Raw genomic sequence first — 16,348 nt, 5'->3', positions numbered from 1 at the left:
GCTGGATAAATAGATAAATGGATAAGTCAGACCACGAGGACTAGCTCACTGCCACGCAGCTCAGTGCTCATGCCAGCAGCCTCAGCAAAGCGTGCTGCATCGTCGATGGACTCCACCTCGCTGCCGTGGAGCGCGAGTACTCGAGCGAGTTCCCCCTTGTAGTGCTTGTTGAAGTGGGAGACCACCTTGCGTGAACCATCTTCTTGGACGGACTCCACCCGGACTGTAGCGGCCTCCTTGAGCTTGCCCAGCTGCTGGTAAGTACCAGAACGCATGTCGATGACAAGTTCCTCGGCGGCAAGCGCGCGCAGCTCGTCGCTAATGGCAGTACCCCAGTGTGACTTAAGAGTCTTCCCACCCAACTTCGTGCCGCCGGAGAGCCGGTAGCGCGGGATGAGGTCATCGGCGTGCACCAGACCAAATAATGCATCGCCTACGGCGAGGTAGCGCCGCGCTTCTGGGGGAAGGGAAGGGGCATCGAGGGCGTCGTACAGCACTCCGGTAAAGCGCTCCAGTGCAGGCATGGTGGGCGAGGTCTCCAACTGGCGGTTGGATTCGGCCTCCGCGCGTAATTTCTCCGAAATCTTCAGTACCTCGAGGGCCTCATCAACGTCGAGAGACTGAAGCTCGGCGGCAATCTCACGCCGAATGGGATTGAGCGCTGGGAAGGAGAGCCCATCCCAGTTGAGGGCGGCGCCGTTGCCGCCGTGGGCCTTTGTCTCAGATGGAGGGAGGATGATCAGCATGGCTACATGCTAGCGATGTAGACTGAGCAACCATGATTACACGTCTTTCTGAGCTTTTCCTCCGCACTCTTCGTGAGGATCCGGCTGATGCCGAAGTACCCAGCCACAAGCTTCTCGTCCGTGCAGGTTACGTGCGCCGCGTCGCGCCGGGCGTGTACACGTGGCTGCCGCTTGGTCTTCGCGCCATGCGCAAGATTGAGGACGTTATCCGTGAGGAGATGAACGCCATCGGCGGCCAAGAAGTTCTCTTCCCAGCCCTGTTGCCGCGTGAGCCTTATGAGGCCTCCAACCGTTGGACGGAATACGGCGATAACCTTTTCCGCCTCCAGGACCGCAAGGGCGCGGACATGCTGCTAGGCCCCACACATGAGGAGATGTTCACCACCGCAGTGAAGGATATGTACTCCTCCTACAAGGATTTCCCAGTCACGCTTTACCAAATTCAGACGAAGTACCGCGATGAGGAGCGCCCCCGTGCCGGCGTGCTTCGCGGACGAGAGTTCACCATGAAGGATTCCTATTCCTTCGACATGACGGAGGAGGGGCTCGATGAGTCTTATGCCCGTCACCGCAAGGCCTACCAGAATATCTTCGACCGACTAGAGATCGATTACGCGATCTGCAAGGCTACCTCCGGTGCTATGGGTGGTTCCGCCTCCGAAGAGTTCCTGGCTGTGTCCGAGGTCGGCGAAGATACTTTCGTGCGCTCTACCGAGGGTGACTACGCCGCCAACGTGGAAGCAGTAGTAACCCAGGCACCGGAAGAAATCCCCTTCGATGGTGTGCCGGAAGCGCAGGAGCATGACACCCCGGACGCCGAGACCATTGAGTCTCTGGTGGAGTGGGCACAGGGTGCTGGCATTACTGTCGACGGCCGCGAGGTCACCGCAGCGGACACCCTCAAGTGCATGATGATCAAGGTAGCCGGCCCCGCGGCCACGGAGGAAGAGAAGGAATGGGAGCTCGCCGCCGTGCTCATTCCGGGAGACCGCGGTCTCGATGAGAAGCGCCTCGAAGCGTCACTGGAACCGGCTGAGTTCGAGCTCGCAGGGGAGGAAGACTTCAAGAAGAATTCCTTCCTGGTCAAGGGCTACGTCGGTCCGCGTGCGCTTAACGCCAATGACGTCAGGGTTTATGCTGATCCGCGCGTGGTTTCTGGTACCTCCTGGATTACCGGCGCAGATGCCCCGCAGCGCCACGTCGTCGGTTGCGTAGCAGGCCGTGACTTCACCGTGGACGAGTTCATTGAGGCCGCCGAGGTTAAGGAAGGCGACCCTGCCCCGAATGACCAAGGCACGCTGACCCTGGAGCGCGGCATTGAGCTGGGCCACATCTTCCAGTTGGGTCGCAAGTACACCGAAGCCTTTGACGTGCAGATCCTCGATGAGAATGGCAAGCGCGCTGTTCCCACTATGGGTTCCTACGGCATTGGCGTGACCCGCATGCTCGCCGTGCTGGCGGAGCAGCGCCACGATGAGAAGGGCCTCAACTGGCCTGTGGCCGTAGCCCCGTACCAGGTGCATGTGGCTGTGGCTAATAAGGACGCTGCCGCCATGGAAGCCGGTCAGAAGCTTGTGGAGGACTTGGACCGTGCGGGCATCGAGGTGCTTTTCGACGATCGCCCCAAGGTCTCCCCAGGCGTGAAGTTCAAGGACGCCGAACTACTCGGCATGCCCTTTATTGCAATCCTTGGTCGCTCCTTCGCCGACGGCATCATTGAGCTGCGCATTCGCGGTGGAGAGACCCGCGAGGTTCCGGCTGACGAGATCGTGGATACCCTCACCGAGCTCATCCGCGGCTAGCTGACAGGAAGCGTACGCTTGCGGGCATGAGTTCACACAAACCCGCACTGACGTACCCGATGGCCGGAGCACTCTCCGCCATGGGCATCATGCACTTCGCTAAGCCGGAGCCTTTCGAGTCGATCATTCCGCCGCAGTTGCCGGGGTCGGCTCGCTTCTACAACTTCACCTCTGGTGCTTGGGAGGTGGTGACCGGTGGGCTGCTGGCCAACCCCTCGACGCGCAAGCTTGGTGGCCTGTCCGCCTTTGCTTTGCTGGCAACGGTGTGGCCTGCGAACTTCTATCAGGCGTACAAGGATCTTTCGAGTGGCAAGGCGTCCACTGGCAAGAAGATCTATCACGCGGTGCGCTTGCCGCTGCAGATTCCTGTTATGCGCTACGCCTGGTCGCTGTACGCGGACAAGAACTAGGCCACGCGCTTAGGCGGTGTGGAAGCGGTGCGATTGAGCAGCCACCGCTATGAGCCATCGCTGCCATGCAGCGGTGGCTTCAGCCTCGCTGTCGCTCTCCGATGCTGCCGCGGCGTGCGTCGCGGCATCGGTCCATTTCAACGTGTCATTGTGTGCTACCTCGTCGATGAAGGAACGAGCGGAGTCGGCATCATTCGGTAGTCCATCGGTGGGGGAGTCATAGGCAGCTGCCGGCTGGGGCACTGTGCCGAGCTGCGCGAGAGCCGCCTGCAGAAGCAGGATTCGGTGCTCATGCAGGGAGAGGCGCTCGTCAATGGTTTCCTCCAGATCGGGAGTGACATAAGAGCGCGCAAAGTCAAGGGCGTATACCTGCTGGTATTCCCATTCGAGTAGTTCCGCTGCCTGATCCTGCTCCGAGGTGGTGAGCTCGGGCGTATCACCCGGTTCCTCCCCATTCCAGGATTCGAGCGCAATGGCCTGAGCCACGACGAGTGCTCGGGATTCGGATGCGACATGGTCGATCTGCTCTTCGGTGGCGGCGGAGGCGTCGCCAAGCACGGCCGCAACATCGGAAGCCTCCCGCGGCTCAATATCGTGGTCGACCTCGCAGGAGCGTGGGGCTTTGCCTTCCTCATTGCGCCCACACAGACGCTCAATTTCCGCGTAGAGCTCCTCAGCCTGCTGTGCACGCAGCGACGCGGCATCGGCATCGATCTCCTTCAGAGCTTCAGAATCAGCACGTGCTGCCTGCGCCAGGGAGGCTAAGGCGGGGTCAGCGCGCGGTCCAAAATAATCCACGATGGCATCGGTGGCTTGGCAGCCACTTAGCCACGGCGCGGCACAGAGGAACAAGGCAGGTACTACTACTCGGCGGTTCACGCGATAGACCCTACCCGTGTGGCCTAGTCTAGAGCGCATGGCATTCCCAACACCCGCTCAACTTACTGACATCCTGCAACCGGTCGCTGCGTCCCGGGGCCTCGACGTTGAGGACGTGAAGACCACGCGTGCGGGAAAGAAATCACAGGTCATCATCCGCGTCGACGGTGACGAGCGCCCAAGCTCCGATGTCATTGAGGAATTGTCGCAGGAAATCTCTGCGTTGTTCGATGCGAAGGAAGATGCAGGCGAGCTCAATTTTGGTGCTGGCTACACCCTTGAGGTCTCGACTCCAGGCGTGGATTTCCCACTTACCGCCGCGCGGCACTGGCGCCGTAACCGTCAGCGTCTGGTGGGCTTTGCTCTTGTCGACGCCCCCGATACCACCCACGTCGCCCGCATCGGCGCCGTATCGGAGGATGGGGAATCAGTGGCGCTCATCACGACTGTGAAGAAGGAGGTGCAGTACCAGATTCAGCGATTGGAAAACCTCACCCGTGCAGTGGTAGAAATTGAATTTGCTCAACCTTCAGCACAGGAGCTGGAGGCGGCTATGCAGACGTTTGACTTCGCCGAGCAGAACTCGGCAACCCGAGAGGATTAATAAGTGAATATCGACCTAGAGGCACTTCGTACGATTCAGCGCGAGCGTGGCGTCCCCGTCAAGGACCTGCTCGAAGCCATCGCGGGTGCCCTTTTGTATTCCTACCTGGATTACCGTACTGAGTCTGCCGAGACTAAGGCAGCCGGAACGAAGTCCCGCGTGGACATCGATGCTGATACCGGCGCTGTGGCGGTCATCGTCACCGAGAGCGATCCGGAGACTGGTGAGGTCATCAGCGAATACGATGACACCCCGGAGAATTTCGGCCGCATTGGTGCTCAGGCAGTACGTGATGCCATCCTGCGCAAGCTGCGCGAGGATGAGGCCGAGCGTACCTACGACTCCTATTCTGAGCTCATCGGAACGGTTGTATCAGGCGTGGTCCAGCGCGATATTCACGCTAATAAACGAGGCGTCGTTGTGGTGCAGTTGGGCACCGAGCATGATTCGCAGGATGCTATTTTGCTGCCGGCCGAACAGCTACCGGGCGAGAAACTCGAGCACGGTGACCGCGTGAAGGCCTATGTCGTGGGTGTTAACCGAAACGGTGCCAAGGTTCAGATCACGTTGTCGCGTACGCACCCAGAACTGGTGCGTGGCCTCTTCGAGCTCGAGATTCCAGAAGTTGCTGACGGTGCCGTAGAGCTTATCGCCATCGCCCGCGAAGCTGGACACCGTTCCAAGGTCTCTGTTGTGGGGCACGCCAAGGGTCTCAACGCCAAAGGTGCGTGCATCGGACCGAAAGGTGCGCGCGTGAGCAATATCATGCGTGAAATCGGCGGCGAGAAGATCGACATTATCGATTTCAACGAGGACCCCGCCATTTACGTAGGCAATGCCTTGGCGCCCTCCAAGGTTGTCCGTGTGGAGGTCCTAGATCAAGAGGCGCAGGTCGCCAAGGTCACCGTGCCCGACTACCAGCTTTCGTTGGCTATTGGCAAGGAAGGCCAGAACGCCCGCCTTGCAGCACGTCTGACCGGATGGAAGATTGATATTCACTCCGACGCTGCACGAGACTAAACCGCGCCGGAATTAAAGGTTTGGCCCGTTTTCGCGTAGACTAGACAACGGCCCACATGCAGGAATGCTGTGGCGTAGTAATAGTGGCGGCGCAACGTAAGGAGTTGGATGTCTCAGGGACAACGACTCCGTACTTGTATCGCCACGCGCCAGAAGCATCCCGACACGGAACTGCTCAGAGTCGTCGCCGATAGGGACGATCCTGAAGGTCGCCGTGTCGTTCCAGACCCGCGCCGCACGCTGCCCGGAAGGGGAGCGTGGATTACGCCAGATCTGGAAGCAGTAGCGCTGGCGGAGCGAACTCGTGCCTTCAGGCGCGCGCTCCGGTTGTCCACTGATGTGGACACAGGTCACGTACGTGAGTACCTTGCTGCTCTGCAGCAGGTGCAGTCGGCGGGCGTTAGCCCGTGCGACCCAGAGTTAAAAAGGAAGACCGAACACTGATGAGCGCACAACCATGAAGCAGCATCAGCGATGAAAGTCCATAGCCATTAACTAGGGGTCAAGCCGTGTTCCGCGGCCTTGGCTCCTAGGACGATTAAAGAGGAGACAAGTGCCCGGAAAGCTACGCGTACACGAGTTGGCAAAACAGCTCGGCGTAACCAGCAAGGAACTACTCGCCACGCTGAAGGAACAGGGCGAGTTCGTTAAGACCGCGTCCTCGACCATCGAACCGCCGGTGGTGAAGAAGATGCGTGCGCACTACGAATCTAAGGAAGACCAGAGCGGGGAGAAAAAGGATAAGCCTGCCGCATCCGGTTCGAGTGCGAAAAAGCCTGCCGCGAAGAAGCCGGCAGACAACAAGTCTGCTGCGTCCGCCCCGAAGCCAGGCGCGGCCCCGAAGCCCGGAGCAAGCGCACCCAAACCGGGTGGTGCTCCGAAGCCGGGTGCAGCTGCACCGAAGCCAGGCGGAGCCCCGAAACCGGGCGCAAACGCGCCCAAGCCGGGTGGCGCCCCTAAGCCAGGCGCTCAGCAGAAGAGCACGGCTAAGAGCGGCGAACGCGCTACGCCACGTTCCATGCCGAAGCCGGGTGGTACTCGCCGCGTAGCCAACAACCCGTTCTCCACGGGTGGCTCCAGCGATCGCCCAAGCCCCGGACCGCGTCCGGGTGGCTCGAAGGGTCAGCGTCCCGGCGCTAAGCCGGGTGATACCCGTGGCAACAAGGGCGGCGGACGCCCGCAGGGTGAAGGCAACAAGGGCGGCGGTGGTCGTCGTCCATCGCCAGCCATGATGCCGTCTCACCCGAACCCGGCCAGCATGCCGTCGAAGGCCCCTGGCGGCGGAGGCGGCGGTCGTGGCCGTGGTGGTCGCGGTGGCGGCCCTGGCCACGGTGGACCCGGTGGCGGGCCTGGCGGTTTCCGCGGTGGACGCGGCGGCCGTCGCGGCGGCACCGCTGGTGCATTCGGCCGTCCTGGTGGCGCTCCTCGTCGTGGCAAGAAGTCGAAGCGTCAGAAGCGCCATGAGTTTGAAGAGCAGCAGAAGCACGAGGTAGGCGGCGTACGCCTGCCTGACGGTGGCGGCAAGGTCGTACGCCTGCGTCGCGGTGCTTCCCTGGCGGACTTCGCTGAGAAGATCGGTGCCGATCCGGCAGCATTGGTCCAGGCACTGTTCAACCTTGGTGAAATGGTGACCGCAACGGCTTCCGTCTCCGAGGACACTCTGCAGCTGCTTGGCTCTGAGATTAACTACGAGGTTCAGGTCGTCTCCCCAGAGGACGAGGACCGTGAGCTGCTCGAGTCTTTCGACCTCCAGTTTGGTGAGGACGAGGGCGGCGAAGAGGCTCTGGAGAAACGCCCGCCGGTCGTGACCGTCATGGGCCACGTTGACCACGGTAAGACCCGCCTGCTCGATACCATCCGTAAGACCAACGAAGGTGCGGATGAGGCTGGCGGCATTACCCAGGGCATTGGTGCTTACCAGACCACCGTTGACCTTGAGGATGGCGAGCGCACCATTACCTTCCTGGATACCCCTGGTCACGAAGCCTTCACGGCTATGCGTGCCCGCGGTGCCAAGTCGACCGACTTGGCCATCCTGGTGGTTGCTGCTGATGACGGCGTGATGCCGCAGACCATCGAGGCAATCAACCACGCCAAGGCTGCGGATATCCCGGTTGTGGTGGCAGTGAACAAGATTGATAAGCCAGAGGCATCCCCGGACAAGATTCGTGGTCAGCTCACCGAGTACGGTCTCGTACCGGAAGAGTACGGTGGCGACACCATGTTCGTGGACATCTCCGCTAAGAACAACATCAACATTGATGAGTTGCTGGAGGCAGTCATCCTGACTGCTGACGCCGCGCTGGAGCTCACCGCGAACCCGGACATGGACGCCCAGGGCGCTGCTATCGAGGCACACCTCGACCGTGGCCGTGGCCCGGTGGCTACTGTCATCATTCAGCGCGGTACGCTGCGCATTGGTGACTCCATCGTTGTCGGTGACTCGCACGGCCGTGTGCGCCGCATGCTGGATGAGTTTGGTAACGACGTCGAAGAGGCCGGCCCGTCCCGTCCGGTTCAGGTCCAGGGCCTTAACGGCGTGCCGGGAGCTGGTGACAACCTGCTCGTCGTTGAAGACGACCGCGTGGCACGACAGATCGCAGCACAGCGCGACGCCCGTAAGCGTTCTGCACTCCAGGCAAAGGCACGCAAGCGCGTGTCCCTCGAGGACCTGGATGCAGTGCTCAAGGAAACGTCGACGCTCAACCTTATTCTCAAGGGCGACAACGCCGGTTCCGTCGAAGCCCTCGAGGATGCGCTTCTGGAGATCGACGTCGACGACGAGGTACAGCTCAACATCATCGACCGTGGTGTTGGTGCCGTCACTCAGACCAACGTTTCCTTGGCAGCCGCTTCCGACGCCGTCATTATTGCCTTCAACGTCCGCGCTGAGGGTAAGGCCACCGAGGAAGCAAACGCTGAGGGCGTCGACGTGCGCTACTACACGGTGATTTACCGCGCTATCGAAGAGGTCGAGGCTGCTCTCAAGGGCATGCTCAAGCCCATCTACGAGGAGCGCGATACTGGCTCCGCAGAGATCCGCGCACTGTTCAAGTCCTCCGCTGTCGGCACCATCGCTGGTTGCATGGTTACCGAGGGCAAGGTCAAGCGCAACGGCAAGGTTCGCCTCGTGCGTGACGGCAACGTCGTCACCAGCGATGCGAAGATTGAGTCGCTGCGTCACGAAAAGGATGATGCCAACGAGATCAACGCCGGCTACGAGTGCGGTATGGTCCTGTCCTACCCGGACATTCAGGTAGGCGATATCATCCAGGCCTACGAAGAGGTCGAGGTCCCGCGCGACTAACCGCGCACAACAGGTTCGCCTGTGATTGAAGCCCAGCCAGAAATACTGGCTGGGCTTCGTCGTTCTTTGCGTGCGGTTTCGGCAGGCCGTGTCGGATCGGTATCCTAGACTAGTTATCACGAACAGAACTCAAAGGAGCATCACCATGGTTGATCACGCACGTGCGGCCCGCATGGCCAAGCGCATCCAGGCCATCGTGGCCAGTGCTATCGAACGCCAGATTAAAGATCGCCGCCTCGAATTGGTGACTATCACCGACGCCCGCGTTACCGGTGACCTACATGATGCCACCGTGTTCTACACCGTTCGCGGTAAAGATATTGACTCAGAACCCGACTTCGACCAAGCTGCTGAAGCCCTTAACCGAGCCAGAGGTCAGCTGCGCAAGATTGTGGGTGACCAGCTCTCAGTGCGTTTTACTCCGACGTTGTCCTTCGAGCTTGATACTGTCCCCGAGGCTTCCGCACATATGGAGGACCTCCTCGCCCGTGCCCGTGCACGAGATGAGGAGTTGGCGAAGCTGAAGGAGAATGCGAAGCCGGCTGGTGATGCTAACCCGTACAAGACCTCGGATAGGGAAGAGGACTAAGTGTCACGGACCAACTACGAAGCTGCAGTGGATGCGCTGGTGCAAGCCAGCAGCGTCTGCATCATTACACATCTGCGGCCAGATGCTGATGCAGTGGGTTCGGCGGCAGCGCTTACCCTTGCCCTGCGCCAACGCGGTAAGCAAACCCGCACAGTCATCGGTCAGCGTCGGGATATTTCCGCCAACCTGTTTTCTATTCCGACTGTGGATGAAATTGAGTTGGTAGATGAGCTTCCTATGGGCTACGACCTGTACGTCACCCTGGACTGTGGCTCGTTGGACCGTACTGGCTCGGTAGCGGACAGCATCGCAGAGATGGCCGCTGCCGGCCGTGTTTTGTGCATCGACCACCACTCCTCGAACGAGGGTTTTGGCTCGATTAACGTGGTGGATCCGGTGTGCGAGTCCACGACGGTCGTGCTGCTGGATATCCTCGATAGAATCTCCGTCCAGATTGACCGGGTCATTGCGCACTGCCTCTATGCGGGACTAGTGACCGATACCGGTAACTTCCGCTGGGGGCGTCCCGCCATGCATGACATTGCTGCGCGCCTTATGCTCTACGGGCTTGATACCAAGAACATCGCGCTTGAGCTCATGGATTCCAATACTGCCGATGACCTCCAGATGATCGGCCGTGTGCTTTCTGGGCTCACCATTAAGGAAGCAGGCGAGCACCGCCTCGCCGTGCTCTTCGTGCCCTATGAGGAAGTCATCTCCCACGCAGATTCTGCCATTGAATCCTTCGTGGATTACGTCCGTGCCTTGAAAGGCACTGATATCGGCGTCGTTTTTAAGGAACAGGCTCCCCAGGTGTGGGCGGTGTCTCTGCGATCGTCCGCCGTTAACTGTGCGGACGTGGCCCTCACTTTCGGTGGTGGAGGACACGTCCCGGCAGCCGGCTACACCGCGCACGGTACCCCTGAGGAAGTTACTGCACAGCTGGTAGGTGCGCTGACCTAGATGGCGCTCGAGCAACCAGTCAAGGTAACCGCCGGCGAGGTTTTTCGCCTCGCCATTCCCGCACTTGGTGTTCTTGCGGCTATGCCGCTGTACCTTTTGCTTGATACCGCAGTCGTGGGACGGCTTGGCGCCTCCCAATTGGCATCGCTAGGTGCGGCGGCCACCCTGCATTCGGTCGTCACTACCCAGCTCACCTTCCTTTCTTATGGTACGACCGCGCGGTCGTCACGCCTGTTTGGTGCAGGAAAACGCGAGGAAGCTGTGGCCGAAGGTGTCCAGGCCACGTGGGTCGCCGTGGGTGTCGGTATGATTTTGGCGACCATCATGTGGCTCTTCGCGGGAGTTTTCGCTTCTTGGCTGACCGGTAATCCGGAAACAGCTCAAGGAACAGCCCAGTGGCTGCGCATTGCGGCCTTCGCAATTCCTCTCACACTCGTTGAGATGGCAGGAAATGGCTGGATGCGGGGAGTGCAAGATACTCGAAAACCCCTGTACTTCACCCTCGCTGGCATGATCCCGGGTGCCATCGCGGTACCCATTTTCGTTCATTTTTGGGGGTTGCCGGGCTCAGCCGCTGCCACGGTGATGGGAATGGGCATCATTGCCGCCTTCTTCCTGTGGGAATTACGCCGAGAGCACTCGGGTTCATGGGAGGTGAAGTGGCACGTCGTGCGCCGCCAATTGGTCCTTGGCCGCGACCTCATCGTGCGCTCACTGAGCTTCCAAGTAGCTTTTCTTTCCGCAGCGGCGGTGGCTTCCCGAATCGGCACTGCGCAACTTGCCGCACATCAAATCATGATGCAGATGTGGAACTTCCTCGCCCTCGTGCTGGACTCGCTTGCCATTGCAGCCCAAGCGCTGACAGGTGCTGCCTTGGGTGCCGGTTCCACGCGCTATGCCCGCACGGTGGGCACGAAGGTGACGATGTACTCCACGTCTTTCTCCCTTGCTCTTGCCGCCATCCTGGCACTGGGTTCTGGTGTTATCCCACGTATTTTCACCACCAGCCCTGAGGTTCTTGACGTTATTTCTGGCCCCTGGTGGATCATGACCTTCCTTGTCGTGATCGGCGGAGTGGTCTTTGCTCTCGATGGCGTGCTCTTGGGGGCGGGGGATGCCGCCTTCCTTCGCACGCTGACCCTAGCGTCTGTGCTCGTGGGCTTCCTACCTGGCGTGTGGCTGGCGTATGCCCTTAATGCCGGTTTGGCTGGGGTCTGGGGCGGCATTGCAGCATTTATCCTTATCCGTATGGTGGGCGTGGTCTGGCGCTTCTACTCGATGCGGTGGGCACGGGTCTAACCCTGTGGTAAAAGTAGAGGGAATATTTATGTGAAGGAGGCACCATGACCACCCTGTGGGCCGTCTCCGATCTTCATGCCGCTGTACGCGTTAACGGCGACCGCATCGATGAACTGGTTCCTCCTGATCCCCGTGACTGGTTAATCGTGGCGGGCGACGTGGCCGAGCGAATCGACTTGGTTCTCAGCACTCTCGCTCGCCTGAAGAATCGCTATGCCACTGTTATCTGGGCGCCCGGCAACCACGAGCTGTTTTCGCGAGGACAAGACCTTTATAAGGGCCGAGATAAATACGACCGCCTCGTTGAAGGGTGCCGTGAAATTGGTGTCATTACACCAGAGGATCCTTTCCCAGTCTTTGGTGGGGTCACCGTAGTTCCGCTTTTTACTCTCTACGATTACAGCTTCCGTCCACCCGGAACTACGGTGGAGCACGCGCTGGCTAGCGCCAAGCAAAAACAGATTGTTATGACAGACGAATTCGCCATCGCACCTTTTGTGGATGTCCGCGCTTGGTGCTGGGACCGCTTGGCCTATTCCATCAAGCGGCTCTCCCGTGTGGAGGGAGAAACCGTTCTGGTTAACCATTGGCCTTTGGTCCAGGAACCAACGTTGTACATGCGCTGGCCCGAGGTGGCTTTGTGGTGCGGTACCCGCCACACGAGGGCGTGGCCACGGCGCTACAATGCCAAGGCTGTTATCTACGGCCACCTCCACATGCCGAACCGCACCAACATTGACGGTGTAGATCACATCGAGGTGTCGTTAGGGTATCCACGCGAATGGCAAGCGCATGGAGAGCTGCAGCCGTGGCCGTATCCAGTATTAGTGATAGATGAAAGGACGGGGAGGGCAGATCATGCTTGAACCTTTCCTGTTCCCGGAATCCGCTCGCTACTGCTACGTGCGTACCGATGACTCGTTCACGGACCTGCTCAACTACAACCACCTCTCCCCAGAGGAGCGTTCGGTGGTCTCCCAAGCTGTTGACATCCGCAAGGCTGAGTTTGGTGATGCCCGCTGGTGCGCTCACCGCGCCCTTGAAGAATTGAACTACACCCGCGCCGAGCCCATTCTCCGCGGGGAGCGTGGCATGCCGTTGTGGCCTGAAGGATTTACAGGTTCGATGACGCATACAGAGGGTTTGCGCGCTGCGGTAGCTGCACCTACGACCCACGTGCGCTCGATGGGCCTCGATGCCGAACCCGCTGAACCGCTGCCGGACCATGTTTTGACCATGATTGCCCGGGCAGGGGAGATGCCGCAGTTAACCCGGCTGCAGGAAGCTGGTGTTACGTGCCCCGACCGGTTGTTGTTCTGTGCCAAGGAGGCCACGTATAAAACGTGGTTTCCCATGACGCGGCGCTGGCTCGACTTCGACCAAGCCGAAATCGATCTGCGCCTTGACGGCACGCTCATCTCCTATATCTTGGCGCGGCCCACTCCGGTGCCGTTTATCACTGGGCGTTGGATTATCCGGGAAGGCTACGTCATCGTGGCTACCTCCGTGCCCGCACTCAACTTCGATAAGTAGCGGGGGCGCTTAAAGCGTCGACGGACGCGCCACAAACACAGTGGCTAAGCGCTTGCCCTTTTCCTTTACCAGTGCGATAAAACGGCCTTCTGGATCGACGGCGGCATAGGTTTCCTTCAACCCACGCGGCTGCAGCCATTTTCCCATAGCAAGGGCCCGAGCTTCGTCCGCAGTAACATCGAGGACCGGGTAGCTGCGAGCCAGCGCTTCATCGAGAGACAAGGACAACACGGGGTTTTCTTCAAGGGTGGAGAGGGGGAGGGCGTCGTCAAGCGTAAATGGCCCCACCTCCGTGCGGCGCAGTGAGGTGAGATGCCCGCCTACGCCGAGGGCCTCCCCGAGGTCGCGGGCGAGGGAACGAATGTAGGTTCCCGAGGAACACGACACAGACACGTCGAGGTCAACGAAGTCACCCTCGCGGCGCAGTTCCGTGACATCGAAGCGGCTTACTGTCACCGGGCGAGCGGGAATCTCCACATCCTCGCCGGCACGTACTCTCTCATGCGCGCGCTTGCCATCAATTTTGATGGCAGAGACGGCGGCGGGGCGCTGCATGATATCTCCAGTGAGATTGCTGATCTCTTGGGCAATGGTTTCCTCGCTCAGGTTTTCTGCTGATTCGCCCCAGGTGCGTTCTCCTTCCGCATCGTCGGTGTGGGTGGCCATGCCCAGGCGGATCGTCGCGTCATAAGCCTTCGTTGAAGCGACCATGTGGGCAAGAAATTTGGTACCTCGCTCCAACCCCACTACCAGCACGCCTGTGGCCATGGGGTCGAGTGTGCCCGCATGACCAACTTTGCGTGTGTGGAAATAGCGGCGGAGTTTTCCCACCACATCGTGGGAGGTCATACCTGCGGGCTTATCGACGACCACGAGGCCGGAACGTGCGAGCGGATCAGTCATGCCCTGTAGTCTAAGCCACAGGCAGTTGTGGGATAGCATGGTGCTCGTGGATATTTGGTACGGAATCGATAACATCCCCGCGGACCTCGGGCCGACCACGGTGACGATTGGCGTCTTCGATGGCGTGCACCGCGGCCACCAGCAGCTCATTACTAGGGCCGTCGACCATGCGCGTGCCAATGACTACCGCGCAGTAATGGTGACTTTCGATCCGCACCCGGTGTCGGTTTTCCTCCCCGAACGTGCACCGCTGGCCGTGGTTACTTTTGAGCGCCGCATGCAGTTGGCTGAAGAGATGGGTATCGACGCTGTGCTCGTTATCGACTTCACTCAGGAATTGCGCGGCGTTGAGCCCCGTCAGTACGTGGAAGACTTGCTCGTTGGCGACCTGCATTCGAAGCATATTGTGGTGGGGGAGAACTTCACTTTTGGTGCCGGGGCTGCGGGTACGGCGAGTGCTCTGGCAGAGTTTGGCGCTGAGTTCGGATTCGATGTCGATATCGTGCCGCTGCTGAACGACGACGGTGAGCGCATCTGCTCCACGAATATTCGTGCCGCACTTGATCGCGGCGATATTGCCCGCGCGAATTGGGCATTGGGGCGCCACTTCTCGGTGACCGGTCCCGTCGTCCGCGGCGCCGGGCGTGGTGGCAAGGAGCTGGGCTTTCCGACGGCCAACCAGTACTTCCCGGAGTCCGTTGCCATTCCAGCCGATGGTGTCTACGCGGGTTGGTTTGTCATTGAGCCCACCGATGCACCCGTTGAAGGCGATATGGAGCCAGGCGTGCCTTACCCGGCAGCTATTTCTGTGGGCACGAATCCCACGTTCGGGGATGAAGAGCGCTCGGTGGAGTCCTTCGTCCTTGACCGTGATGCTGACCTATACGGGCACGAGGCCACCGTCCACTTCGTGGACCATGTGCGCGACATGGAAAAGTTCAACTCTGTTGATGAGCTGCTCACCGCCATGAAGCGCGACGTCGCACGTGTGCGTGAGATTCTTGCCCAGGAGTCCTAAATGAAGATCATCCTCGACCTCGATACCGGCATCGATGACGCCTTGGCCTTGGCATATGCCCTGGCGCACCCCGACCTCGACCTCATCGGTATTACCGGAACCTATGGCAATGTGCCTGTAGAGCTTGGCGTGCGCAATGCACTTGCCCTCTTAGGGCTGCTCGGTGCTGACAACGTCCCCGTCTATACCGGGCCAACGAGGGAGGGATTCACCGTAGCGCCGATTTCCGCCTTTATCCACGGACGCAATGGCCTCGGTGAGATCCTGCTGCCCCCGCCGCGGCGTACCGCACAGGGCGACGCTGTGGATTTCCTCATCCAATCCGTCCGGGAACATGGGGAAGAGCTGGTGATTGTGCCCACGGGGCCGTCGACAAGCATTGCGGCCGCCATGCAGAAGGACCCGGACTTCGCACGCAACGCTCGCATTGTCATGATGGGCGGAGCGCTTACCGTGCCGGGCAATGTCACTCCCTTCGCGGAGGCCAACGTCTTCCAAGATCCGCAGGCCACAGATTATGTCTTCCGCCATGCACAGGACCTCACCATGGTGGGGCTCGACGTCACGCTGCGCACGCTTCTCACTACAGAACACACCGCGCAGTGGCGCACTACCCATGTAGGGCGGGTATATGCCGACATCGTGGGCTATTACATCGGTGCCTATGCCACGACATCGCCGCACTTAGGTGGCTGTGGGCTCCACGACCCCCTTGCCGTAGCTGTCGCCGCTGATCCGTCGTTTGTTGAGTGCATCGATCTCAACCTTCGGTGCGAGGAGAATGGGCGCACTATCGGCGACTCCGAACGCCTCTCTGCTCCTGCTACGACTCGCGTCGCGGTCGGAGTGGATGCTCCGCGCTTCGTTGATGATTTGATGTCGAAGCTCACCAGCCTCTATACTTCTACTTCGGCTTGCTGACTGCGGTCCACAGTAGTCACTAGCAGCGCTTCATCGCGCATTATTTCATGTGGACTGAAATACAATAGGAGATTTTTCCATGGCTTTGACCACCGAGAAGAAGGCAGAAATCCTCAAGGAGTTCGGCCTGCACGAGACCGATACCGGTTCCACCGAGGCACAGGTTGCCCTGCTGACCTCCCGCATCAACAACCTGACCGAGCACCTCAAGGGCCACAAGCACGACCACCACTCCCGTCGTGGCCTGCTGCTCATGGTTGGTCGTCGTCGCGGCCTCCTGAAGTACCTGGAGTCCAACGACGTTGATCGTTACCGTGACCTGATTTCTCGTCTGGGTCTGCGTCGCTAAGCACG

17 protein-coding genes are annotated in these 16,348 nt (G+C 60.0%); 14 read left to right on the top strand and 3 right to left on the bottom strand.

Annotated elements, in window-relative coordinates; genetic code table 11:
- Positions 1-26: 26 nt before the first annotated feature.
- Positions 27-746 carry a peroxide stress protein YaaA gene (gene yaaA, locus HMPREF2875_RS08845; protein WP_070672225.1) on the bottom strand — a complete coding sequence of 240 codons (720 nt, stop codon included), beginning with the start codon at positions 744-746 and terminating at the stop codon, positions 27-29.
- Positions 747-778: 32 nt separating this feature from the next.
- On the opposite strand from yaaA, the gene HMPREF2875_RS08840 reads away from it, so the two are divergent.
- Together HMPREF2875_RS08840 and HMPREF2875_RS08835 are read left to right on the top strand one after the other, a co-directional pair.
- A complete protein-coding gene (locus tag HMPREF2875_RS08840) occupies positions 779-2,548 on the top strand; it encodes a proline--tRNA ligase (protein ID WP_070672224.1) in 1,770 nt (589 codons plus the stop codon).
- 26 nt (positions 2,549-2,574) lie between these two features.
- A complete protein-coding gene (locus HMPREF2875_RS08835; protein ID WP_070672222.1) occupies positions 2,575-2,958 on the top strand; it encodes a DoxX family protein in 384 nt (127 codons plus the stop codon).
- A 9-nt stretch (positions 2,959-2,967) separates the two neighbouring features.
- On the opposite strand, the gene HMPREF2875_RS08830 is transcribed toward HMPREF2875_RS08835, so the two are convergent.
- Positions 2,968-3,837 (bottom strand): hypothetical protein, encoded by an 870-nt coding sequence (locus tag HMPREF2875_RS08830; protein WP_070672220.1) that lies wholly within the window; start codon positions 3,835-3,837, stop codon positions 2,968-2,970.
- A 37-nt stretch (positions 3,838-3,874) separates the two neighbouring features.
- On the opposite strand from HMPREF2875_RS08830, the gene rimP reads away from it, so the two are divergent.
- The 9 genes from rimP (at position 3,875) to HMPREF2875_RS08785 (ending at position 13,152) form a co-directional block, all read left to right on the top strand.
- Entirely contained in the window at positions 3,875-4,441 is a 567-nt protein-coding gene (rimP, locus tag HMPREF2875_RS08825) for a ribosome maturation factor RimP (protein WP_070672218.1), read from the top strand.
- 3 nt (positions 4,442-4,444) lie between these two features.
- A complete protein-coding gene (gene nusA / locus HMPREF2875_RS08820; RefSeq protein WP_070672216.1) occupies positions 4,445-5,461 on the top strand; it encodes a transcription termination factor NusA in 1,017 nt (338 codons plus the stop codon).
- Between the two features lie 108 nt (positions 5,462-5,569).
- The gene (locus tag HMPREF2875_RS08815) at positions 5,570-5,905 is read left to right on the top strand and encodes a YlxR family protein (RefSeq protein WP_070672214.1); all 336 of its coding nucleotides are present in this window, start codon (positions 5,570-5,572) and stop codon (positions 5,903-5,905) included.
- Between the two features lie 109 nt (positions 5,906-6,014).
- Positions 6,015-8,768 (top strand): translation initiation factor IF-2, encoded by a 2,754-nt coding sequence (gene infB, locus HMPREF2875_RS08810; protein ID WP_070672212.1) that lies wholly within the window; start codon positions 6,015-6,017, stop codon positions 8,766-8,768.
- Between the two features lie 145 nt (positions 8,769-8,913).
- Positions 8,914-9,357, top strand: coding sequence for a 30S ribosome-binding factor RbfA (rbfA, locus tag HMPREF2875_RS08805; protein WP_070672210.1), 444 nt, complete (start codon positions 8,914-8,916; stop codon positions 9,355-9,357).
- Positions 9,358-10,320, top strand: coding sequence for a DHH family phosphoesterase (locus HMPREF2875_RS08800; RefSeq protein ID WP_070672209.1), 963 nt, complete (start codon positions 9,358-9,360; stop codon positions 10,318-10,320).
- Complete coding sequence (locus HMPREF2875_RS08795; RefSeq protein ID WP_070672207.1) at positions 10,321-11,619, top strand: MATE family efflux transporter; 1,299 nt, start codon at positions 10,321-10,323, stop codon at positions 11,617-11,619. It abuts the gene before it with no gap.
- 44 nt (positions 11,620-11,663) lie between these two features.
- Positions 11,664-12,485: a metallophosphoesterase family protein gene (locus tag HMPREF2875_RS08790; protein WP_070672205.1), complete on the top strand. Its 822-nt coding sequence runs from the start codon at positions 11,664-11,666 to the stop codon at positions 12,483-12,485.
- A complete protein-coding gene (locus HMPREF2875_RS08785) occupies positions 12,478-13,152 on the top strand; it encodes a 4'-phosphopantetheinyl transferase family protein (protein WP_070672203.1) in 675 nt (224 codons plus the stop codon). The genes HMPREF2875_RS08790 and HMPREF2875_RS08785 overlap by 8 nt, the downstream gene beginning before the upstream one ends.
- Positions 13,153-13,161: 9 nt before the next feature.
- Here the strand turns inward: HMPREF2875_RS08785 and truB are convergent, their stop codons facing one another.
- Entirely contained in the window at positions 13,162-14,055 is an 894-nt protein-coding gene (truB, locus tag HMPREF2875_RS08780) for a tRNA pseudouridine(55) synthase TruB (protein ID WP_070672200.1), read from the bottom strand.
- 37 nt (positions 14,056-14,092) lie between these two features.
- On the opposite strand from truB, the gene HMPREF2875_RS08775 reads away from it, so the two are divergent.
- The 3 genes from HMPREF2875_RS08775 to rpsO all read left to right on the top strand — a co-directional run bounded on the left by HMPREF2875_RS08775 (position 14,093) and on the right by rpsO (position 16,343).
- The gene (locus HMPREF2875_RS08775; protein WP_070672198.1) at positions 14,093-15,073 is read left to right on the top strand and encodes a bifunctional riboflavin kinase/FAD synthetase; all 981 of its coding nucleotides are present in this window, start codon (positions 14,093-14,095) and stop codon (positions 15,071-15,073) included.
- A complete protein-coding gene (locus tag HMPREF2875_RS08770; protein ID WP_070672196.1) occupies positions 15,074-15,994 on the top strand; it encodes a nucleoside hydrolase in 921 nt (306 codons plus the stop codon).
- A 79-nt stretch (positions 15,995-16,073) separates the two neighbouring features.
- Positions 16,074-16,343, top strand: a complete 270-nt coding sequence (gene rpsO, locus HMPREF2875_RS08765) for a 30S ribosomal protein S15 (RefSeq protein WP_039675855.1) — start codon at positions 16,074-16,076, stop codon at positions 16,341-16,343.
- Positions 16,344-16,348 lie beyond the last annotated feature (5 nt).

The sequence above is a fragment of the Corynebacterium sp. HMSC078H07 genome (assembly GCF_001812805.1).
Taxonomy (GTDB): Bacteria; Actinomycetota; Actinomycetes; order Mycobacteriales; family Mycobacteriaceae; genus Corynebacterium.
Note: the sequence above shows the minus strand (reverse complement) of the source record. Positions and strands in the feature narration are given on the sequence as shown.